Source organism: Flavobacterium sp. CR10 (assembly GCF_055814415.1).
Genome location: NZ_CP185985.1, coordinates 3,295,558 through 3,315,457 on the forward strand (window position 1 = coordinate 3,295,558; position 19,900 = coordinate 3,315,457).

At 34.6% G+C, this 19,900-nt stretch carries 23 protein-coding genes; 9 read left to right on the forward strand and 14 right to left on the reverse strand.

Annotated elements, in window-relative coordinates; translation table 11 throughout:
* Positions 1-548 precede the first annotated feature (548 nt).
* The 10 genes from ACNRYB_RS14490 to ACNRYB_RS14535 all read right to left on the reverse strand — a co-directional run bounded on the left by ACNRYB_RS14490 (position 549) and on the right by ACNRYB_RS14535 (position 7,928).
* Complete coding sequence (locus ACNRYB_RS14490; protein ID WP_119790407.1) at positions 549-899, reverse strand: cupin domain-containing protein; 351 nt, start codon at positions 897-899, stop codon at positions 549-551.
* Positions 899-1,519: an alpha/beta hydrolase gene (locus ACNRYB_RS14495; RefSeq protein ID WP_343706177.1), complete on the reverse strand. Its 621-nt coding sequence runs from the start codon at positions 1,517-1,519 to the stop codon at positions 899-901. The genes ACNRYB_RS14490 and ACNRYB_RS14495 overlap by 1 nt, the downstream gene beginning before the upstream one ends.
* 200 nt (positions 1,520-1,719) lie before the next feature.
* Positions 1,720-2,085: a GNAT family N-acetyltransferase gene (locus ACNRYB_RS14500; protein WP_410501064.1), complete on the reverse strand. Its 366-nt coding sequence runs from the start codon at positions 2,083-2,085 to the stop codon at positions 1,720-1,722.
* A gap of 49 nt (positions 2,086-2,134) precedes the next feature.
* Complete coding sequence (locus ACNRYB_RS14505; protein WP_129747437.1) at positions 2,135-2,806, reverse strand: YoaK family protein; 672 nt, start codon at positions 2,804-2,806, stop codon at positions 2,135-2,137.
* 9 nt (positions 2,807-2,815) lie between these two features.
* Complete coding sequence (locus tag ACNRYB_RS14510; RefSeq protein WP_129747439.1) at positions 2,816-3,289, reverse strand: Dps family protein; 474 nt, start codon at positions 3,287-3,289, stop codon at positions 2,816-2,818.
* A 320-nt stretch (positions 3,290-3,609) separates the two neighbouring features.
* Positions 3,610-4,044 carry a DoxX family protein gene (locus tag ACNRYB_RS14515; protein WP_129747441.1) on the reverse strand — a complete coding sequence of 145 codons (435 nt, stop codon included), beginning with the start codon at positions 4,042-4,044 and terminating at the stop codon, positions 3,610-3,612.
* A gap of 11 nt (positions 4,045-4,055) precedes the next feature.
* Positions 4,056-5,942 carry an amidohydrolase gene (locus ACNRYB_RS14520; RefSeq protein WP_473727693.1) on the reverse strand — a complete coding sequence of 629 codons (1,887 nt, stop codon included), beginning with the start codon at positions 5,940-5,942 and terminating at the stop codon, positions 4,056-4,058.
* Between the two features lie 61 nt (positions 5,943-6,003).
* Positions 6,004-6,636, reverse strand: a complete 633-nt coding sequence (locus tag ACNRYB_RS14525; protein ID WP_129747445.1) for a hydrolase — start codon at positions 6,634-6,636, stop codon at positions 6,004-6,006.
* Between the two features lie 101 nt (positions 6,637-6,737).
* The gene (locus tag ACNRYB_RS14530; protein WP_129747447.1) at positions 6,738-7,055 is read right to left on the reverse strand and encodes a phosphoribosylpyrophosphate synthetase; all 318 of its coding nucleotides are present in this window, start codon (positions 7,053-7,055) and stop codon (positions 6,738-6,740) included.
* Between the two features lie 57 nt (positions 7,056-7,112).
* Positions 7,113-7,928 carry an alpha/beta fold hydrolase gene (locus ACNRYB_RS14535; RefSeq protein ID WP_473727694.1) on the reverse strand — a complete coding sequence of 272 codons (816 nt, stop codon included), beginning with the start codon at positions 7,926-7,928 and terminating at the stop codon, positions 7,113-7,115.
* A 474-nt stretch (positions 7,929-8,402) separates the two neighbouring features.
* On the opposite strand from ACNRYB_RS14535, the gene ACNRYB_RS14540 reads away from it, so the two are divergent.
* The 6 genes from ACNRYB_RS14540 to ACNRYB_RS14565 all read left to right on the forward strand — a co-directional run bounded on the left by ACNRYB_RS14540 (position 8,403) and on the right by ACNRYB_RS14565 (position 14,641).
* Positions 8,403-8,780: a hypothetical protein gene (locus ACNRYB_RS14540; protein WP_343706187.1), complete on the forward strand. Its 378-nt coding sequence runs from the start codon at positions 8,403-8,405 to the stop codon at positions 8,778-8,780.
* A gap of 237 nt (positions 8,781-9,017) precedes the next feature.
* On the forward strand, positions 9,018-9,941 hold the full coding sequence (locus tag ACNRYB_RS14545; protein ID WP_473727695.1) for a hypothetical protein: 924 nt from the start codon (positions 9,018-9,020) through the stop codon (positions 9,939-9,941).
* Between the two features lie 4 nt (positions 9,942-9,945).
* Complete coding sequence (locus tag ACNRYB_RS14550) at positions 9,946-11,925, forward strand: TonB-dependent receptor plug domain-containing protein (protein ID WP_473727696.1); 1,980 nt, start codon at positions 9,946-9,948, stop codon at positions 11,923-11,925.
* A 50-nt stretch (positions 11,926-11,975) separates the two neighbouring features.
* A complete protein-coding gene (locus ACNRYB_RS14555) occupies positions 11,976-12,842 on the forward strand; it encodes an MbnP family protein (RefSeq protein WP_473727697.1) in 867 nt (288 codons plus the stop codon).
* Positions 12,843-13,198: 356 nt separating this feature from the next.
* Complete coding sequence (locus tag ACNRYB_RS14560) at positions 13,199-14,218, forward strand: cytochrome-c peroxidase (RefSeq protein ID WP_473727698.1); 1,020 nt, start codon at positions 13,199-13,201, stop codon at positions 14,216-14,218.
* A 174-nt stretch (positions 14,219-14,392) separates the two neighbouring features.
* A complete protein-coding gene (locus ACNRYB_RS14565; protein WP_343706192.1) occupies positions 14,393-14,641 on the forward strand; it encodes a hypothetical protein in 249 nt (82 codons plus the stop codon).
* Between the two features lie 51 nt (positions 14,642-14,692).
* Here ACNRYB_RS14565 and ACNRYB_RS14570 read toward each other — a convergent pair whose 3' ends face one another.
* From ACNRYB_RS14570 to ACNRYB_RS14585, 4 genes are all read right to left on the reverse strand, one after another.
* Positions 14,693-14,896, reverse strand: a complete 204-nt coding sequence (locus ACNRYB_RS14570) for a hypothetical protein (RefSeq protein ID WP_343706193.1) — start codon at positions 14,894-14,896, stop codon at positions 14,693-14,695.
* Positions 14,897-15,061: 165 nt separating this feature from the next.
* On the reverse strand, positions 15,062-16,492 hold the full coding sequence (locus ACNRYB_RS14575) for an FAD-dependent oxidoreductase (RefSeq protein ID WP_473727699.1): 1,431 nt from the start codon (positions 16,490-16,492) through the stop codon (positions 15,062-15,064).
* A gap of 116 nt (positions 16,493-16,608) precedes the next feature.
* On the reverse strand, positions 16,609-17,139 hold the full coding sequence (locus ACNRYB_RS14580) for a hypothetical protein (protein WP_129747463.1): 531 nt from the start codon (positions 17,137-17,139) through the stop codon (positions 16,609-16,611).
* A gap of 2 nt (positions 17,140-17,141) precedes the next feature.
* Positions 17,142-17,759: a cysteine hydrolase family protein gene (locus ACNRYB_RS14585; protein WP_129747465.1), complete on the reverse strand. Its 618-nt coding sequence runs from the start codon at positions 17,757-17,759 to the stop codon at positions 17,142-17,144.
* 237 nt (positions 17,760-17,996) lie between these two features.
* On the opposite strand from ACNRYB_RS14585, the gene ACNRYB_RS14590 reads away from it, so the two are divergent.
* From ACNRYB_RS14590 to ACNRYB_RS14600, 3 genes are all read left to right on the forward strand, one after another.
* Positions 17,997-18,200, forward strand: a complete 204-nt coding sequence (locus tag ACNRYB_RS14590) for a hypothetical protein (RefSeq protein ID WP_343706197.1) — start codon at positions 17,997-17,999, stop codon at positions 18,198-18,200.
* 189 nt (positions 18,201-18,389) lie between these two features.
* On the forward strand, positions 18,390-19,025 hold the full coding sequence (locus ACNRYB_RS14595; protein ID WP_129747469.1) for a hypothetical protein: 636 nt from the start codon (positions 18,390-18,392) through the stop codon (positions 19,023-19,025).
* Between the two features lie 184 nt (positions 19,026-19,209).
* Positions 19,210-19,653: a hypothetical protein gene (locus ACNRYB_RS14600; protein WP_008463513.1), complete on the forward strand. Its 444-nt coding sequence runs from the start codon at positions 19,210-19,212 to the stop codon at positions 19,651-19,653.
* Positions 19,654-19,900: the final 247 nt, after the last annotated feature.

Below are 19,900 nucleotides of genomic sequence, written 5' to 3' on the forward strand. Positions count from 1 at the left end.
TTGATTTTTCTTTTACAAATTTACGTCCGTTATGCTTCTGCATCGATTAACCTAGATTAAGAAATGAAAAATGGCACGTTTTAGAAATTTTCAAAGAATAACCAAATCCTATTCCATTTGATTAAACGCTTTATTTTCAGGGTTTTTAAGAAAGGTCTAATTTGGTATTACACGATATATCGAGACTTTACTGATATGAAATGGCATATTTAGAGAATCACAAGAATATTTTTCTCACAGATTTAAACTGATTCAAGCCGATTAAATATTTAATCTTTCTTAAACACATAGAAACATAGTTTTTTTTGGGATGTATAAAAGGCGTTTCACTTATATAAATACACATAGAGTCTTGCGCTTACTTTTGATTTTTTTTCACGCAGATTTAAATAGATTTAAGCAGATTGAAATTTATTATTGATTTAATTTTAGAAAAAACTTTGCGACTCTTTGTGAGATTCCTTTTTAGTATTTGCAAAAAAAAACTTTGTGCCTTAGCGCCTTCGTGGCAAAAAAAAAATCCTTTTAATCTGTGACACTTTTTTAAATTACAATTTTATAAATATTGATTTTCGCAGCTTTGGCTCGATATTTTTAGTTTTGTGGCCTTTTCCGGTAGTATCTTCTACCAATAAAATTGAACCGGTCGGGAATGTTCTTTTTTCTCCCAGGGAAGTTTCGATTTCTACGCCACCTTCCAGTAAAACAATATACTGGCGGTCTGGCGCATTATGAAAATCGTAATCGTAAGACGGACTTACTTCTCTGAAAACAATAGATTTGACAGGCTCATCATCAGATAAAAATCCGATATCGCCATTGTTTTTCAACGGAACTTGAAAGTCTTCAAAATGACTTTCTCCGTTAGCATCGCTGTAAACACGAGTTATGGTAATCATTATTTTTTATTAAAAATCAATGCATTTGCACAATCTACTTCATCCTGACTGATGGTGTGTCCCATATTTGGATAGATTTTTTTAGTAACGTCAGCACCCATTTTTTCCATAAGTGCTTCGGTATCATTCACTCTTTCTACAGGAACGTGAAAATCAGGATCGCTTGTTCCAATAAAAACGGGCGTATTTTCAAAGTTTCCAGAATAATGATTTTCATACACCTTATCACCAATTAATCCGCCTGTAAAAGCTACGATTCCGCCATACTTTGCAGCATTTCGAGTTGTAAATTCCAAAGCAAGGCAAGCACCTTGAGAAAAACCTAAGAAATAAATATTTTCTTTTTCAATTCCGTTTTGCTGAATAGCAACAACAACCTGATGAATTGCATCCAAAGATTTTGAAAATGAAGGTTCATTTTCGTTTAGCGGAGCCAAAAACGAATACGGATACCAAGTTCTGTTTTCTGCCTGAGGAGCAACCAGTGCAAAATCTTCAACTTTAAGATGTTTGGCGATCGAAAGAATATCATGCGCACTCGCACCGCGACCGTGAATCATGATTAGGGCTTTTTTGGCTTCATTTAAAGGAACACCGCCTGTTAATATATCTGTATTCATAATAAATTTTTAATTTTTTTAAATCTGCAACTGTCTTTTTAAACACATAGAAACATCGTTTTTGTTACGATCAAAAGGCGTTTCACTTAGTTTAAAAAAACACAGATCTATGTGTGAGAAACTAGTTTCTTTCTTTATTCTTTTCCAAAATCAAGAAAAATCTATGTTTCTATGTGTTTAATATTTATAGACTAAAGAGCTTAAGATTTCTTCCAAATATCTTCGTATTCATCTGGATGTCTTTTGAATTGAGCGTGCACATAAGGACAAAGCGGCAAAACCTTCAAATTGTTGGCGCGAACATACGATACCATTTCTTCTAAAAGTTTCTTTGCATAACCTTTTCCTTCTGCTTCCGGTTCAACTCCAGTGTGATAAACCGTCAATAGATCAGGTTTGATACTTACCGTCATTTCTCCCAGTTTTTTACCGTCAACATATAGATTGAAAGCACCATGTTTTTTTTCGTCTAATTCTAATTTTATTGTTTCCATATTATTGGGTTGTATTTTTATTTTATACCTAATATCCGTCATTTCTTTTTTAGGAAAAAGAGAGAAAACCATTCTTTAAAGATAGTATATTATTAGTAAACTGCAATTCAAAAAAGCTTGTTTACTGGCTGTCTCGATGGTACAAATAGCAAATAATCATAGCAATTCCTGGCAGAATTAAAGTCCCTAATCCGAAAAACTTTCCTGCAACAGCTCCAAGAAAACATCCTACAAGAAATCCGATTATAGTAACTAATTGCTTTTTAAAACTTAATAAAACTTCAGCGTCTTTAAATCCGTTTTTTAATAAATTTCCTAAATCAAGAGAGGCTTGAGTTACGTTTCCTGTCATCATAGTTGTCGGGCCGTGTGTTTCTTTGGCGTAAAGCTTTCCAAAAGCATTCTGTAGTCCCATTGCAAATACAGTCGTCATGGCAACCGTGTACATCGTCCATTCTTCGAAATTTTGCAGGTAACCAAAAACATACGATGCAATGCCGCTTAAAACCAACATTATTCCTTCCCAAAATAAGATAGTGTAGCGATTAGTGGCTTTTAAGGCAATTCTTCCTCCAGTAATTACCGCAATAATAAAAATAGGGAAAGTAAGCAGTTTTATCCACGCATGAAGATCTGAGCCTTTGATAATCTGGTAAGCAAATACGATAAAGTTGCCTGTAACGTGCGCCGAAAATATCGAATCGGCGGCGACAAAGGTTACGGTATCGCAATACCCTGCTATGATTGTTAAAAGCAGGGTTACGTACCAGATATTGTTTTGTTTTACTTCCATAATTTCTTTTTAGTTTAAATGAGCGCGAAGCATCCACGTCATTTTTTCATGATTTTCTACAAGACCTGTAATAAAATCGCTTGTTCCTGCATCTTGCAGATCGTTAGCAATAAGATTGATGTTTTCTCGCAGATAAATAATAATGCTTTCGTGATCTAAAAGTAATTCTTTAATAAAACCATTGCTGTCATTTTTCTCTTGTAATTCTTCAGTAAGATGTGTTAAAGCTAAGAAATCTTTTAAAGTAGCAGGAGTATAATGTCCTAAAGAACGGATTCTTTCTGCTACAGTATCAACAATTTCGTCAATTGCATCATATTGTTGTTCAAAGAAAATATGCTTGTTATAAAAATCTGGACCTTCAACGTTCCAGTGTGCTCTTTTTGTTTTGGTGTAAAGTATAAATTCGTCTGCAAGAACTTTAGTTAAAATCTCTACGATTTTTGAGATGTTTTCTTGTTTGATTCCGATGTTTGCTTTCATTTTAAATTGGATTTAATAAGTTATGAGTTATGAGTTATGGAGGAATCTAAATGAATAAACACATAGAAACATAGGTTTTTCTTGATTTTGAAAAAGAATAAAGAAAGAAACTAGTTTCTAACACATAGATTTATTAACGCTTTGTGAGAACTTTGTCAAAGTTTTAAACTTTGACAAAGTTTGTAATGGAAAATATCCGCCTAATCTGCTCAATCTGCGAGAGAATAAAAATATGCTATGTGTATTAATGCAAAGAGAAACGCCTTTTACTCAATCCCAAAAAGCTATGTTTCTATGTCTTAAAAATATTTGTGTTTAAATTAATTGTTTAATAATGTTACTAAATAATGATCTAGTGAATATGTTCCTGCACCAAGAGCAAGAAGCAGTAATAAAGATAAAGTGTACATGTATGGTACATCGCGCACTTCGAGCGAATCGTTTTTGTGAACCACAAAATAGCCAATTGCCGTTACGCCAATTGTGGGCAAGACAGCGAGCCTTGTTCCAAGTCCGAGAATAATGAAAAACGGAATTACAGTATCTGAAAACGTTGCTACTAAACCGTTTAGTTTTTCTGGCAAATGCAACGGATTTGGAACATGTTCTTTTTGTCCGTTTTCAACTCTGAATTTCTTCATTCCGTGTACTCTAAATAATTCAACAGCAAGCAGAACTCTAAAAGCTAAAAGCGCTGCATTGTTGAATGAGGTTCCTAAGTCGGAGTACAATATTTGTTTTATAAATTCGATCATTTCTTTAAAATTTAAAAAGCAAAACAAGAACAGCCTAAAGCTCCCCAGAATGCATTATAATTATTAACTGGAACATTGCTCAATCGAGCCGCATCGTGATTGTGTAAATGAACGTCGCAACTTCCGCTGCAGCTATGAATCTGCGATGTTATTTTTGGTTTTGCATCGGCTTTTGCATTTTTTTCAATTGCACTCTGCAGACCGCTTCTCACAGGATATCCGTTGTAAATATTTGTTGGTGACCAATCTGGCAAAATCGGAATATGAGGCGGGGAGAAAGAAGAAAAATCTCCGTTTGCATACACAATTTTTCCGTCTACAATAGTCAAATCGGCTTCGATTTTTTTAATGTCTTCGTCGTCAATTGTAAAATAATCTCGGTCTAAAACCACTAAATCGGCAAACATGCCTACTTTGACATCTCCTTTTTTAGTTTGTTCTTGCGAAAACCAAGCGCTTCCTCTGGTATACAATTCCAAAGCAGTTTGTCTATTCAATCTGGTTTCGTTGTACAATTGCAATCCTCCGACAGTTTTACCAACGGTCATCCAATACATTGAAACCCACGGATTGTAACTGCTAACGCGCGTTGCATCTGAACCCGCACCGACAGGAACTTCCATTTCGATCATTTTCTTAATTGGCGGTGTATTTTCAGCGGCTTTCGTACCGTAGCGATCTGTGAAATATTCCCCTTGATACGCCATTCTGCTTTGTACAGCAATTCCGCCACCTAAAGCTTTTACACGTTCGATGTTTCTTTCGTCAATCGTTTCAGCGTGGTCAAATATCCAAGGAAGTCCGTTAAAAGGAATGTCTTGATTTATCTTTTCAAAAACATTCAAAAATCGCGTAATACTTTCGTTATAAGTCGCATGCAGTCTAAATGGCCAACGGTTTTCTACCAGAAGACGAACCACTTTTTCTAAATCGGCTTCCATATTTTCTGGAAGATCTGGTCTTGGCTGCAGAAAATCTTCAAAATCAGCGGCAGAGAAAACCAGCATTTCACCAGCGCCATTGTGGCGGTACATATCATTTCCTTGATATAATTTTACCGTATCAATCCAATCTGAAAAATCTTCAAATTCGTGTTTTGGCTTTTGTGTGAAAAGATTGTACGCAATTCTAACCGTTAATTGATTTTTCTCATTCAATTCATTAACCACTTTATAATCGTCTGGAAAATTCTGAAATCCGCCACCAGCATCAATGACACTTGTGATTCCGAAACGATTCAGTTCTTTCATAAAATGACGCGTTGAATTGATCTGATGCTCATAAGAAAGAGTAGGACCTTTAGCCAAAGTAGAATATAAAATCATCGCATTTGGCGTTGCAATAATAAGTCCTGTTGGTTCTCCGTTTGAATCGCGCTCTATTTGTCCACCCGGAGGCGCAGGAGTATTTTTGTTGTAACCAACAGCTCTCAGCGCAGCTCTGTTCATAATGGCTCTATCGTATAAGTGCAGAATAAAAACAGGAGTATCTGGCGCAATAGCATTGATTTCTTCTAAAGTTGGCATTCTGCGTTCGGCAAACTGAAATTCCGACCAACCGCCAACCACACGAACCCATTGCGGATTTGGCGTGCGGTCTACCTGCTCTTTCAGCATTCGAAGCGCATCGGCTAGGGAAGGAACTCCGTCCCAACGCAATTCTAAATTATAATTTAATCCGCCACGGATAAGGTGAATATGTGAATCGTTTATTCCAGGAACAGCTCTTTTATTCTGAAGGTCGATTATTTTGGTTTCCTCAGAAGCAAACTGCATAATATCGCTGTCGTTTCCAACTCCGATAAATTTTCCATCTTTAATGGCTACTGCTGTAACGTCTGGCGTTTCTGGATTGAAACTATGAATTTTTCCGTTGAATAAAATTAAATCTGCTTTCATAATTCGATTATTTAGAGTTGAGCCTCGGATAGGTATATAGGTTTAAATGAACTCTTTTAGATTAGTGTTTCAACATAGTGTGTGCATATTGGATGCCTATTCCGTAAGAACCTCCATATTTTTTCATTAAAGAAGTTACAGGGCCATAAGTAGCTTCGCGTGCCCAGTCTCTTTGAAGTTCTAATAAATATTGGATAGAAGTTACAGGAATTGCACCAGCTTGCACCATTCTCTGTACAGCACGTTCGTGAGCTTCTTTGCTTACGTCACCACAGGCATCTGTAATAATGTAAACTTCGTAACCTTCCTCAATAGCCGATAATGCTGGTCCAACTATGCAAACGCTTGTCCATAATCCGGCAAGAACAATTTTCTTTTTATTTTTTGCTACAATAGCTTTATAGGCATTTTCGTCTTCCCAAGTATTCATTGTAGTTCTGTCAATATATCCAGAATTAGCAATTGGATAAAATTCTTCAACTTCAGGAAAAACAGGGCCAGAGAAGCTTTCTTCTGCGACTGTAGTTACAACTGTTGCCACATTAAAGATTTTTGATGCTCCAGAAACGATAGCTACATTTGTACGTAATTCGCTTACTGGAATATTGTGTGTTGCGAAAGCCATTTGCCCTTCAAAATCGATTAGTACTAAGGCGTGATTATCTGGTGTCAATAAGTTAGATGATGGTTTCATGATGTTTATTTTTTAGAGTTACAATTAGTTATAGAGTATTTAGATTCCGAGAGAACTAGCGATATATCGTTATTTTGTTGAGATACGCTATTATTTTAATATTAATGAGTAGAAAGCTTTTTAATCATTTCGGCAGAAGTAGAGTCTGCATAAATTCCAAAAGCACTGGTTAGGACACCTTTTACATTGTAGATGTCAGAGGTTATGCCGTATACGATATCTTCATCGCCAGGATCGGTATCGCCTTCAAAACGAAATAAATATTCGATTTTGAATTCTTCTGGAGACATTCTAATAGTGTTGGTATTGCATCGAAGACAATCTGTATCAAGATTGAAGTTTTCTGTAAAACCTTGTAAATTCAACCATTGTAAGGCTTCTGTAACGGTTTCAAAATAGGGTTGTTGTAATGCACTCATGATTTTGGGAGGTTAAACTGCCTGCAAAGAATTTTGCAGACAGTTGTATTTTTGGAGTTATTTTATAAAAGCTAAAATATCATTATTGATAGTCTCAGCTTCAGTAGTAGGCATGCCGTGAGGGAATCCTGGGTAAGAAATCAGTTTTCCGTTTTTTAGCAGCTTAGCTGATTTTGGCGCTTGATGATAAGGAACAATCTGGTCATCTTCTCCGTGCAATACAAGAACAGGAATATCCAAACTCTTAAGATCTTCTGTAAAATCGGTCTCAGAGAAAGCTTTAATTCCTTCATAATGAGATAATACAGAACCCATCATTCCTTGGCGCCACCAATTTTGCTTAATTCCTTCTTGAACGGTTTGGCCTTCGCGATTCCATCCATAAAAAGGAATAGGAAAATCATAAAAATATTGTGATCTGGTAAAACCTGTTCCTTTTCTGATTTCATCAAAAACAGATAAAGGCACGCCTTCTGGATTAGATTCGCTTTGAATCATAATTGGCGGTACTGCGCTAATGATTACTGCTTTTGCGATACGTCCTTTTCCGTATTTTGCTGCATAACGAATTACTTCACCGCCTCCTGTTGAGTGACCAACGTGAATGGCATCTTTTAAGTCAAGAGCCTCAACTAATTGAGCAATGTCTGATGCGTAAGTTTCCATGTTATTTCCTACAGAAGTCTGGCTTGAACGTCCGTGACCGCGGCGGTCGTGTGCAATAACTCTGTATCCTTTTTGAACAAAAAACATCATTTGTGCGTCCCAATCATCGCTTGATAAAGGCCATCCATGATGAAAAACAATTGGTTGTCCTGTTCCCCAATCTTTGTAATAAATTTCTGTTCCGTCTTTTACTGTAAATGTGCTCATGGTTTTTGATTTTAAGATTAATATTTGTTTATATTTTTAATTTAAATTGATTTATAGGTTTAAAATTTAAACTTACAAGTGGTATTTTATTTTGTTTTGTTATGATTACACTGCAAATATATTACAGAGTGAAAGTTCTACTGGTTAATCTAGATTAAGAAGTGAAATTTTTTATGTTTAGTACGTGGTGGGGCATGCAGAAAGAAGGATGTTGGATTAATTTTCATATTTCACATTTTTGTATTTATAAATGATGCCAGATTTTAGCCAATTAGCGTGCCTCATTTGCAAAGCCTTTATTTTAAAGCGATTAGTAAGAAAACAGGATTTTCTATTTGCGATATTTCGTTAATTCATGAAGACTTCGCTTTTTTACGAATGCAATTGGATATTTCTTATCCAATAAAAAATGTTGAATTATTAAAATAAATAAAGAATAGTGTGTATTTTTGCCAGCAACTATTGGACAAGCAATTGAAAAGGGTAATCATCATAGCGCTTTCTATTTTAATTCTGTCGCCATCTTTTGGCAGCTTGTTCGTCTATGCTTCTTTTAAAATCAATCAGAAAGAAATCGCAAAAACCATATGTGTGCAGCGTAAGCAAGCCTTTAACAGCTGTAATGGCCGATGTGAACTTCAAAAAAGCATTAAAAAATACTCAGATAACGAACGAAAAATGCAAGACAGTCTAAAAGATAAATTAGAGCTTGTATACGTTCAAAATACTGCTGAAATCAATTTTAGCTTAATTCCAGTTATCGAATCAAAAGAAAATACTTCAATTTTATTTGAAAAGAAACCTATCGGGGCTTCTAATCTTACTTTTCATCCTCCGCTCTATATAGTGTAGGTCATTTTTAGTTTTTAAATTCCCACTTCCAAATTCAAAATTTGGATTGGTTTCGTATAATTTGTTTTTTCTTTCTAAAACTGATTCCGATCTTCTTTTGTAATTGAAAAGAAAAACTCTTTTTTCATTTACTATTTCATTCTTTTGGCGCATTCACAGCATTTTGATTCTCTTTTTGGTATTCAAAAAATTATATCAAAAAGGCTGAATTTTAAACTTTTTCTATAACATCATCAAATGAAAACTTTTAATTTTTGGATAATCGCACTATTGTTAGCGATTACTTCCTGTACAATTGATAAAACAGATTACGAAGCTGAAACCGGTTCTGAAGTTCCTGAAAGCTACGAATTTAAAGAAGCAACTTCGTTTACTAGCGGTAACTATAAAATAAGTATAGACGCCTTAAACGGAATATTTTATAAAGGATATAATGAGCTTCATTTAAAAATTATTAATACGCAAAACAATCAGGAGCTGACTTCTTCTGATGTAACTTTTCTTCCTATTTTGAGTAACGCCGACGGAAGCAAAAGTTCTTGTCCTCATGAATACAATGTTGCTTATGATGCAGCTAACAAATATTACAGCGCATATTCTGTTTTTACTGGCGAAAGCTCAACTACGGCTAGTTGGAAATTGTACATCAGTTTTACGGCTGATAACCAAAAATATGAGATTAATAAAGATGTTTCTGTAGCACAACAAACCAATAAGAATCTTAACATGACGGCTTTTGCAGGAAATGATGGAGAGCAATATGTAATCGCTTTAGTTTCTCCTCAAAAGCCAACAGTTTCAGAAAATCCGCTTGTGGCTGGAGTTTACAAATACAATAAACCGACAACGCCTGCGGGAACTTTTCCAGATCCAACTCAATTTTCGTATTCAAAAGTTGTGGGTTATACTTTAAAGTTAGATCCTAGAATGCCTGAACCTTCTATGGGAAATCATTCTTCGCCAAATAATAAGGATTTGGTGCAGGAAAACGATGGTTTATATCATGGTGTGGTTAATTATACGATGACAGGTAATTGGACATTGAATTTAATTATGATGAATCAAAACGGATTGATCGTAAAAGGGACTATTGTTCCAACGGATCATACGCCCGGAGTAGAAGGCGTGAAAAGTGAACTCTATATTGATACTTTATTCTAATAACATGAAATATATTATAATGCTGCTTTTTTTGGGAATGTCTGTAATGGCTCAAAATCAGCATGCACATCACGACAGCATCAAAAACTTAGAAGAAGTAACAGTAAAAAATGCGACGAAAAAGAAAATTGAAACCGAGATGAAAATGGCTGTTTCTGTTGATGAATTTTTGTCATCATCAGAAAATATCAGTTTTATTAAACGAGGAGCTTATGCGTGGGAACCGTTATTAAACAATATGAGCACAGAACGTTCTACGGTTACGATTGACGGAATGCACGTGTTTGGTGCTTGTACCGACAAAATGGACCCAATTACGTCTTATGTAGAAAGCAACAATCTTTCAGCAATCGATATTAAATCGGGACAGGAGGGAAGTCTTCACGGATCAACCATTGCGGGAAGCATCGATTTAAAAAGAAAAAGTACGCCGTTTGGTCTTCAAAAAAAATGGAATGGAGCGTATCAGACAGGATTTGAGTTTAATAATAAGCAGTTTTTCAATTTAGGAAATATCTCTTATTCGGGAACTAAATTTGTTGCGGACGGAAGCATTTCATACCGAACTGCAGATAATTATTATGACGGAAATAATGATGAAGTAAAGCATTCGCAATACAATAAATTCAATACTTCATTAGGATTGGCATATAAAACCAGCGATTTATCTTCTTTACGATTAGATGCGATTTTTGATGTGGCAAAAGATGTAGGTTATCCTGCTTTGCCAATGGATTTATGGCTTTCACGTGCGCTGATTACGTCAGCTTCTTATAAAAAATTGTTTGAAGAAGGATTGGTTAGAGTGGTGGATACAAAAGTATATTTTAATGCAATCGAGCATTATATGGATGATACCACACGTCCTGAAAATCTGGTTCACATGGATATGCCGGGTTGGAGCACGACTTACGGATTGGTTTCTAAAGCCAATTTGAAAAGAAATAACTATTCGTCAGAAATTCAGTTGAATGCCTACGATAATTTGTCCATTGCAGAAATGCGCATGTATCCGCAAGATCGAAGCGAGAGAACGATGTTTGCGTATAGCTGGCCTTGGGTAACGACACGTTTTGCAGGACTTTCCATGAATAATTCTTGGGAACTTTCAGAGAAAAGCACGGTGATTTTAGGAGGTTCTTTGGGAGTAAATTACAATTATTCTAAATATATAGAGTTCAACTGGATTTTTCATCCTGGAGCGCCTCAGGAAAAAACGAGATTTCTACCAAGTTTAAATGCCAGTTATCAGTTAAATATAGATCAATTTAATTTTTCTGTTGGAACGGGTTATGGACATAGAGCGCCATCTGTTTCTGAAGGCTACGGTTATTACATTTACAATAGTTTTGACCGTTATGATTATATCGGAGATCCGAATTTGAAAAATGAAATTTCGTATGAAGGAAATGCAAGCGCAGGTTTTAAAAACGAAAGATTAAGCATTCAGGGAAAAATCAACTATTTCTACATTGATAATTATATTATTGGTAAAATCTTGAGCTTAGGAAGTCCAATGAATTATCAGTCAGTTGGAGTAAAAGGCTATACTTCTTTAGATTATGCGACACTTTTGAATATGTCTGCGAATGTGAATTATGATATTTTGGAACATCTGCACTGGAAAGGAACGTTGACTTATGCTCGCGGAATGGATAATAAAGGAGGAAATCTGCCTTTTATTCGTCCGTTAAGTTATCTGACTTCATTGCATTATATGTATAGAAATTTCGGAATCCAGACTTCTGTAAATGGCGATTTCGAACAGATTAATTACAGTCCTGAATATGGCGAAGATTTGACCGCAGCTTATGCAATTTGGAATATTTCTGCCGATTATTCTTTTAAAATCAATAAGGTAAGAAGCACAATACAGATTGGCGCAGAGAACTTATTAAACGAATATTACAGCACGTATGCTGACTGGGGAAATATCCCGAGGATGGGACGTAATATTTTCACGTCTTTAAAATTGAATTTCTAATCAGCAAAACATAAAAATTAAATTTAAACACAATAAATTAAAATCACAAAATGGAAACTTTAAAAAAATACCTTGTATTATCAGCGGCCGCTTTAGCATTTGTATCATGTTCAAGTGATGATGATAATCCCGCAGCAAACAACCTAACATTGGAATTCAACAATACTTTCAAAGACAAGACAATTGTTTTAGGAGATGCAGCTTCGGCTTCTGCAACAACAAATACTTCTGCAGCAGGACAAATTCACCATTTCTCTGAGGTAAAATATGTAATTAGCAATATCCGTCTTATAAAAGATGACGGAAGCGAAGTGCCTTATAACGTAAATGATTTGGATAAAGGTGCAATGGTAATCGATCAAGCAAAAACAGTATCATTGAGCTATGTTTTGAGCAATGTGCCATCTGCAACTTACAAGCAGATTAAATTTGGTTTAGGTATTAAAACTGAGCAAAATACTTTAGATCAAACAAGATTTCCTTTATTCTACGCAGCAGCTGGAGCCAATGATACTAAAATGATGTGGGAGTGGGGAACAGGATACCGTTTCACTAAAATTGAAGGATTTTATGATGTAGATAACAAAGTAATGTCTATTCATACTGGAAGTACTGTAGCAGGACAAGAAGGTGCTTATACTCAAGGTGTAAATGCTTATAGAGATATTACATTAAGTCTTACAACAAATGCAGTAGTAGGAAGCAAAGCTCCAAAAATTAAAATTAAAGCTGATTTTGATAAATTATTGAGCGGAAAAATCAATACCATTACATTATTAACAGGAACAGGAATGGGCGATAATGCAACTCCAAATGTTCATACTGCTGCTCAAATGGTAAAATTTGTGGATAATTTGGGAGGAAATGGAACAAATGATATCTCAGGAATGTTTTCTGTTACTAGCGTAGAAAACTAAATTAAGCTTTGATTTACAAATTTAATTGCCTCCCTCTTTAGATGGAGGTGCATAAATCTAGCAAAATTAGGGCTTTAGCATAAACGCGTTAATTTGGCTAAAGCCTAGTTTGTGTACATTTCAAAAATCCCGTAGTTAAAACTAGGGCTATTGAGAAAACTTTAATCATATAAAATCTAATTTAATCTGTTAAAATCTTTTAAAATCTGCGTGAAATACTTTTTGCATATAGATTTTTTCACGCAGATTTAAAAGGATTAAAGCAGATTTATACAGATTAAATTTAATCTATTGATTTAAATTAAATTTCAGAGCCGTCTGAAAATAAAGACGGCTCTATTTTAAAATTTATTATAATGAAAAAAATAATCAGCTTCATCATAATCGTAATCTTTTTCACTTCCTGTAGCAGTAGTGATTCTGGTGAAATTTATTTTGATAATCCTGAACTTTCATTGTCTATTCCGGCTGATTTTCCAGAAGTAAACAGTTATGTGAGTTTGAACAAGCCTACAAAATATGGAGCTGAATTGGGCGAAAAACTTTTCTCTGACAAAAGATTTAGTGCAGACAATACAATTTCGTGTTCAAGCTGTCATATTCAAGCGAATGCTTTTGCAGATCATAATGCACGAGCAATTGGAATTGACGGCAGAGTTGGACTAAGAAATGCACCACCGCTTCAGAATTTGATGTTTCTAAAGTTCTTTAATTGGGATGGAAGCAGACTGCAGTTGGAAACACAGCCTTTAGTGCCAATTATTACCCATGAAGAAATGGATTCATCTATTCTGGAAGTGATCGGAAAAATTAAAGATGATGCTTCTTATAAAAATTTATTTAAAAAAGCATTTGGCGATCAGGAAATTACTGCCGACAGGATTTATAAAAGTATTGCTCAGTTTGAATACACATTAATTTCGGCTAACAGCAAATATGATAAAGTAAAACGAAAAGAAGGTCAGTCGTTTACAGAAAGCGAAGCGGCAGGTTACGCAACATTTCAGCAGAAATGCGCTAGTTGTCATAGCACAGAATTGTTTACAGACCAAAGTTTTAGAAATATTGGTTTTCCGTTAAATACAGATTCTAATGAAGCAGGACGAGCAAGAGTTACCGGAATTCCGTCTGATTTTATGAGTTTTAGAGTTCCAAGTCTGCGTAATGTTGAATATACAGCGCCTTATGGAAGTTTCGGCCAGTTTGCCACATTAAAATTGGTTTTGGATTATTTTGATAATGGTGTTTTGGAAGCAGAAAATCTAGATCCTATTTTTAAAAATAACGGAAACAGAATTCCGCTTACCGAGCTGGAAAAAGAAAACCTTATTGCATTCATGAAAACCTTAAGTGACAAAGATTTTACTGGGAACTAATCTCGAAACACTTGATTTTACTGGCATTTGGTATTTCTTTTGTAAAAAAGAAGAAATGTTTATAATATGTTGATAAATAATGCGTTGCGAACAGTGTTAAAATCTGATTTCGATAGATTAAATGTTTTAAATTTAGTAACTGAATGATAGTTAATTATTTAAAATTGTTTGAATATGGAAAGAGCTATAAAATTACAGGTTCGTAAAGAGCTTGACGGAAAGCAGCAGGTAAACTTAATTAAGCTAAAAGGCAGCTTAATTACCAGAGGCTATACAGAAATTATTCATATTAGTGATAAGGATGATGAATTTTACATTAATTCGTTTGCAACCAGAACAGAAGCAAGCAATGAAGTAAAAGAATTTATTCTGGATTTTATAAATAAAGAAAATTTAAGCAATACAATTAGTGTTCTCGCATAATTAAATAGATGCCACAATTGTACTGCTTAATAGATTATAGCAGTTTTTAGTTTAAACTGCATTTGTAAAACTTGTACTTTGATCCAGATAAATAGGCTCGTCTTTTAAAGCGCTATTTGGTTTTTCGTCCCAATCTCCCCAATCTCCTACATAAGTTTTACGAAATATTAATTCGTTATTGTCACCATTACAAACCAAAGTTCGGTCTGTACAGGTTTCGTTGTTTGGACTGAAATTTATTTGTAAATTTTTCATGACGTGATTTTTTTAGTTGTTTGTAAATGAGATTATAAAATTAAAAAGATAAGATGTGATTCAGTTATAAAATAATATTAAATTATTGTTTAATTTACATGTATATGGTTGAAAACTAACTCTATAAAAAAAAGCTAAACAAATCTTGTTTAGCTTTTTTTATCTTTAATCTTTCGTCTTTCTGTCCCTCGTAAGGCATCTCCCTCTAGGTTCATCGCCTTCTTGAAGTATGATTTCAGAATGCAAGAACTGTGCGGCATCGGCAGAACCTTTTACTTTTGCGGCACTGCGCTCGAGCATTTCAGCTTCAAATTCGTTTAATACGCATTCTCTCAATCCTCTTTCTTTCCATTTTGACTTAGCGTTACAGCCTTTTGAAATTTTTCTGGCCAATTTTAAAGCATCCAATAAAGCTTGATTGGCACCTTGTCCTTTAAACGGACTCATGGGATGTGCCGCATCGCCAATCAAAGTGATATTGTGATTTTTTTCTAATAATGATGCACTTAATAATTCACGGTCATAAACAGGATATCCAGAAATTAGATTTTCTTGCGTGGCTTTCAAAATCTGAGGAATAGGAGTGTGCCATTGTGTTCTTCTGCGAGCTTCTTCTTTTAAGGCTTGCGGTCCTTTTGCACTTAGTTCTTTAGCTTCTTCCTCAGACATAGGGAAACTTAATTGCCACATTATAGAATCGGCCGTATAAGGCATTACGTAAATACGTTCGTTTCCGTTGGCAGTCTGGAATATTGTTTCACTATCTAGCAAATCACTCGAAAGTTCTTCTAGAGAATTTAAAGGACAAATTCCTAATATTACAATGCAATCTAAATAACGGAGCGGTGTAGTTTCTTCGCCAATTATTAATTTTCTAACAACGCTTCTAATGCCATCTGCACCTACAACAAGATCGGCTTTTACTGTTTTTATATCGCCGTTTGTCTGAAAATCTAGTTTAACACCATTTTCAGATTCTCTTAGATTTACTAATTGATGTCCCCATTGCACTTTATTATTGCCTCCAAGCTGTTCCAAAAGAGCCAATCGCAGGGATTGTCTTGCGATATGTATGTTGGTGCGTTTTGTAGGTGATTTTATTGCGGTTTCCAGCCATTTCCTGGTTCCCCATTCGCCCAATATTTTCCCCTCGGTATTGTGTACGATGTGCTTTGTCGAAATTACACCTTCTAAAGCAGTAATTCCTAATCCTTTCATGGCTTTGCTGGCCTGCTGTAAAGTAAGTCCGTAGCCTTGAGATCGGGCATCAAAATTAGAATCTCTTTCATAGATCGTAAAAGGAATTCCTCGGTGTAAACAAGCTACGGCCAATGCAACACCACCAATACCAGCGCCAATAATGGCAATATGCGGTTTTGTGAGATCGGGTTCAAGATACTTTTCAGATTGAACTAATCCTGACCCTGAACAATTTGTGCACAAATGCAGATGAGCTTTTGGACGAACCGGTGCATTTTCTGAGTTTGGCGATTGCTCATATGCAGCCAATTCCGTTTGATAACGGCGTTGTGCTTTTTTACTGAGTCCGCGATTTATTTTGCCCTGTCCTTGGCATTCATGGCATATAATCCACATAATTTGTTGTAACTTATTGAGGTTGCAAAGTTACGTTTAAACTACTGATTTTCAATATTGAAGTTTGATAATTGTCAATTCATTGATAATCAGTGTTGTTTTTTAGATTAGCTAATCTACCTCCAAACACCAGACAAAGCCTTTTTCTGAATGTTTGCAGCAAACAACGGCGTCTCTTCTATATTATGTGCCTCCAAATTATCTTTCATATTAATACGAACGGGTTCTAAATCTGAAACGCCAGCCTCATTAAGCAGTTGAAGAAAATGTTCGGTGAGCGAAATCACAACATGATTAGAAAGTTCGCATGAGGAATCAGAACGTTTTTTTACTTTCAATTCCCATTTTATAATCAAAGTGGTGCGGCCGAGAGGAGACAAAGAATCAGAAACTGAATTAACAGCACAATGGTCTCTTTTAGAAATATCTTCCACATAATGCTGAATCAATAAATTTCCAGCAATCTCTTCCACATTTATAGATGTTCTTAGGCCATCTTCTGTTACTGAACTTCCTGCAGCGATATGCGAAGCAGAACATTCCTGATATTCTTTATCTTTTAAAGTAAAAAGCCATTCTGTCAAATTAATGCTTTCTAAAGGCGCATTGATAATGGCTGTTGTGGTGCTTTCGGTAAAAGATTCCATTTTTAAGAATTGATATTGTTTATGAATTCTTCGGTTGATGAAAGAACATGCCCGTAATTAGGAAAATTGGTTTCCACCGTTGCTTTGATTTCTTCCCAATTAAAAGCACCAATTCCGTCTTTGATTAAAGTGACGTGATAACCCAATTCGACACCAAATCTAGCTGTCGAATCGATACAGGTATTGGCTCTCATTCCAGCAAGAACAATTTGGTCAATATTGTGCTGACGCAAAAGAAAATCTAAATCGGTGTTGGCAAAACCGCTGGCTGTCCAATGATTTTGCGCCATAAGATCTCCTTCCTGCATAATAAGGTCAGGATGAAATTCGGCTCCCCAAGAACCTTTTTCAAACAAAGTAATGCTTTTGCTTCCTAAATGTGAAGGTGCCATAAACTTCCAGTTCAAATAATCTCTTATCTGCGTATGGCGATGCGGTGCATAAATCACCTGAATTTTCTTTTCTCTCGCAGCTGTCAATAGTTTTTTGATGTTGCTGACCACTTTATTTCCTTCAACAGTTTCTTTTGTTACAGGAAATAATTTTCCTCCTTCAGAAAGAAAATCATTAAATGGATCAATAATGACAAGTGCGGTTTTTTGAAGTTGATACAAGCCCATAATTTTAAAGTTTTTAATTTAAGTTGTTGTATTCTAATAATATGCCAGTTGTTTTGTGATACAGTTTTATTGATGTTTCTCAAAATATGGCAAAATGAAAACTGCGATATTTAACGGATTTTCGAAATAAAGCGAATTGATCAAAGCCGTTTCATTTTATAATTTTTAAAAAAGATTCTATAACCAAGACCATTGTATTTGACTTAATTTTAATAATCATTTAAAAACGAAGAAATTATGGAAAAGAATAATCAAACCCAGAAAAACCCAAACCCTAAAGAACAAGGCGGGGGAGATCATCGAAATGATATGAGAAAACATCAATATAAAGAACATGATGAAGTGTTGACCAATGATGAAAATTTTGACGCTGACACCAAAAAGTTCAAAGGCAAAGAACCTAAATTCGATGATAAATTGAATAATGAAGAGAAAAAATAATCACAGACGCCTCGAATTTATTTGAGGCGTTTTTTTTTTTTGGAAAAGATCATTTTAAAGGTTTAGATATACTTTTTTTAAGAGATAAAATAGAAGTAGTAAAAAATATGATATGATTTTTATAGATTTGTAAAAATCTAATACTATCTCTCAAAAATAATAATTGAGAAACAATATATAATACAAGGCATGAAATCGGTTACTTCAGTTTTTTTACTTTTAATGTTTTTCTGTTCCAATTCTTATTCACAGTTGAGTTCTGATAAAATATTTGAAAGTTTTAAACAAGGTGAACGCACCAATTGTTCATCTATAGCTTTTATCAAAGCTTCTTTAAATGTTTACGGATTAGATAATCTTTTTGTAAGCGAAAAGCTAAACGACGATTTGTATAGAATTACTTTAAAAAATAATGCTTCATTCAACCTTAATAGCACCGAAATTAGTAAAGCCAAAGAATCAGCAGGCTTTGTCTATATTAAAGACAATTGCGATAGCGAGAAAATTACTGACTATGCAGAATTGACTTATGCAGTAATGGCCAAATACAAGCAAATTATTGATAAGGAAGCTACTTTTGATAAAGCCTTGGAAGATTTGGAAGATGGTACTGTTTATACTCCAACTATTTATAAATACTTAGGTTTTACATTAGGCAAACAAATTCAAAAACTAAAAAAAGAATCTGGAACCGATTATTGTGGCGTTGTTGCTTGGTCTAAAGTGCATGCCGTTTTTGTTTGCGGAGAATTTATGGACTATTATGGAAACAAAAAGAGCTTGTGGATTAAATATCCGAGTCGTTTTAGGATAATTAAGTCATAAAAAGTAAAATTAGCTTTTGGGAAAAATATGCTGAAATAGCCTAAATTCCTGACTTAGGCTGTAATCTTTTCCTTATCGCAACGTAACAATAATAATTTTATTGTGAAAAAGAAATTATAAAAGTTGCATTTTAACATAATTTATATATTTTTGCTTTTATTCAAGAACCAAATCTATTAAGAAAATGAAGAGCAAGATTATTTTATTATGTGTCCTTTTCTTCTTGACGACTGCTGCCGTTTCTGCACAGGCAAAAAATGCTCCAAGAAGTATCATTAGTACAACAGCTTTAATTCGCAAATACCATGATCAAAAAGAGTTAAGTGGTATGCAAAAAGGAGAACTTTTAGAATTGTACATTGAACGTATTAAAGTTCTGGTAAAAACACTTCCTTACATTGCTTTGGTTACTAAACCTGGTGTGACAATGGCAGATTTAGGTATTCCAGATACAAGTGAGAATAAAAAAATCTTAGATGGACAGGCAGAAGGCACCACTGTTTTCTTAGATACTACAGTAGATTTCCAAAGAAAAATGATGCCTTATTCTGATAAAGGAAATCTTATCGCGGCCATCTTATTTTATGAAACTACATTGAAATCGTTGCACGAGTTTAACGAGTTATAATATTTCAATACTAAAAAAAGAAGCTCCAAGGTCTTATGATCTTGGAGCTTTTTTTTGTTTATACTTTACTGTAAAATATAAAGCAAAGAGCGCAATCCCGATAGCTATCGGGATGCGCAAAGTGCTCTAGTTTTATTCAGCTTTTAGTACAATTCTTATAAAACCGCAAAAAACTGTATTTTTTATAACTATTTTATTTTTAGTTATTTAAGATTGTTTGTTCAAGATGATTAACATTTTTTTTGCA

What these genes read in the sequence shown, in the direction of transcription:
- ACNRYB_RS14490 (WP_119790407.1), bottom strand. Translation starts at nt 899, where the DNA reads ATGATTACCATAACTCGTGTTTACAGCGATGCTAACGGAGAAAGTCAT.
- ACNRYB_RS14495 (WP_343706177.1), bottom strand. Translation starts at nt 1,519, where the DNA reads ATGAATACAGATATATTAACAGGCGGTGTTCCTTTAAATGAAGCCAAA.
- ACNRYB_RS14500 (WP_410501064.1), bottom strand. Translation starts at nt 2,085, where the DNA reads ATGGTTTTCTCTCTTTTTCCTAAAAAAGAAATGACGGATATTAGGTAT.
- ACNRYB_RS14505 (WP_129747437.1), bottom strand. Translation starts at nt 2,806, where the DNA reads ATGGAAGTAAAACAAAACAATATCTGGTACGTAACCCTGCTTTTAACA.
- ACNRYB_RS14510 (WP_129747439.1), bottom strand. Translation starts at nt 3,289, where the DNA reads ATGAAAGCAAACATCGGAATCAAACAAGAAAACATCTCAAAAATCGTA.
- ACNRYB_RS14515 (WP_129747441.1), bottom strand. Translation starts at nt 4,044, where the DNA reads ATGATCGAATTTATAAAACAAATATTGTACTCCGACTTAGGAACCTCA.
- ACNRYB_RS14520 (WP_473727693.1), bottom strand. Translation starts at nt 5,942, where the DNA reads ATGAAAGCAGATTTAATTTTATTCAACGGAAAAATTCATAGTTTCAAT.
- ACNRYB_RS14525 (WP_129747445.1), bottom strand. Translation starts at nt 6,636, where the DNA reads ATGAAACCATCATCTAACTTATTGACACCAGATAATCACGCCTTAGTA.
- ACNRYB_RS14530 (WP_129747447.1), bottom strand. Translation starts at nt 7,055, where the DNA reads ATGAGTGCATTACAACAACCCTATTTTGAAACCGTTACAGAAGCCTTA.
- ACNRYB_RS14535 (WP_473727694.1), bottom strand. Translation starts at nt 7,928, where the DNA reads ATGAGCACATTTACAGTAAAAGACGGAACAGAAATTTATTACAAAGAT.
- ACNRYB_RS14545 (WP_473727695.1), top strand. Translation starts at nt 9,018, where the DNA reads ATGAAAACTTTTAATTTTTGGATAATCGCACTATTGTTAGCGATTACT.
- ACNRYB_RS14550 (WP_473727696.1), top strand. Translation starts at nt 9,946, where the DNA reads ATGAAATATATTATAATGCTGCTTTTTTTGGGAATGTCTGTAATGGCT.
- ACNRYB_RS14555 (WP_473727697.1), top strand. Translation starts at nt 11,976, where the DNA reads ATGGAAACTTTAAAAAAATACCTTGTATTATCAGCGGCCGCTTTAGCA.
- ACNRYB_RS14560 (WP_473727698.1), top strand. Translation starts at nt 13,199, where the DNA reads ATGAAAAAAATAATCAGCTTCATCATAATCGTAATCTTTTTCACTTCC.
- ACNRYB_RS14565 (WP_343706192.1), top strand. Translation starts at nt 14,393, where the DNA reads ATGGAAAGAGCTATAAAATTACAGGTTCGTAAAGAGCTTGACGGAAAG.
- ACNRYB_RS14570 (WP_343706193.1), bottom strand. Translation starts at nt 14,896, where the DNA reads ATGAAAAATTTACAAATAAATTTCAGTCCAAACAACGAAACCTGTACA.
- ACNRYB_RS14575 (WP_473727699.1), bottom strand. Translation starts at nt 16,492, where the DNA reads ATGTGGATTATATGCCATGAATGCCAAGGACAGGGCAAAATAAATCGC.
- ACNRYB_RS14580 (WP_129747463.1), bottom strand. Translation starts at nt 17,139, where the DNA reads ATGGAATCTTTTACCGAAAGCACCACAACAGCCATTATCAATGCGCCT.
- ACNRYB_RS14585 (WP_129747465.1), bottom strand. Translation starts at nt 17,759, where the DNA reads ATGGGCTTGTATCAACTTCAAAAAACCGCACTTGTCATTATTGATCCA.
- ACNRYB_RS14590 (WP_343706197.1), top strand. Translation starts at nt 17,997, where the DNA reads ATGGAAAAGAATAATCAAACCCAGAAAAACCCAAACCCTAAAGAACAA.
- ACNRYB_RS14595 (WP_129747469.1), top strand. Translation starts at nt 18,390, where the DNA reads ATGAAATCGGTTACTTCAGTTTTTTTACTTTTAATGTTTTTCTGTTCC.
- ACNRYB_RS14600 (WP_008463513.1), top strand. Translation starts at nt 19,210, where the DNA reads ATGAAGAGCAAGATTATTTTATTATGTGTCCTTTTCTTCTTGACGACT.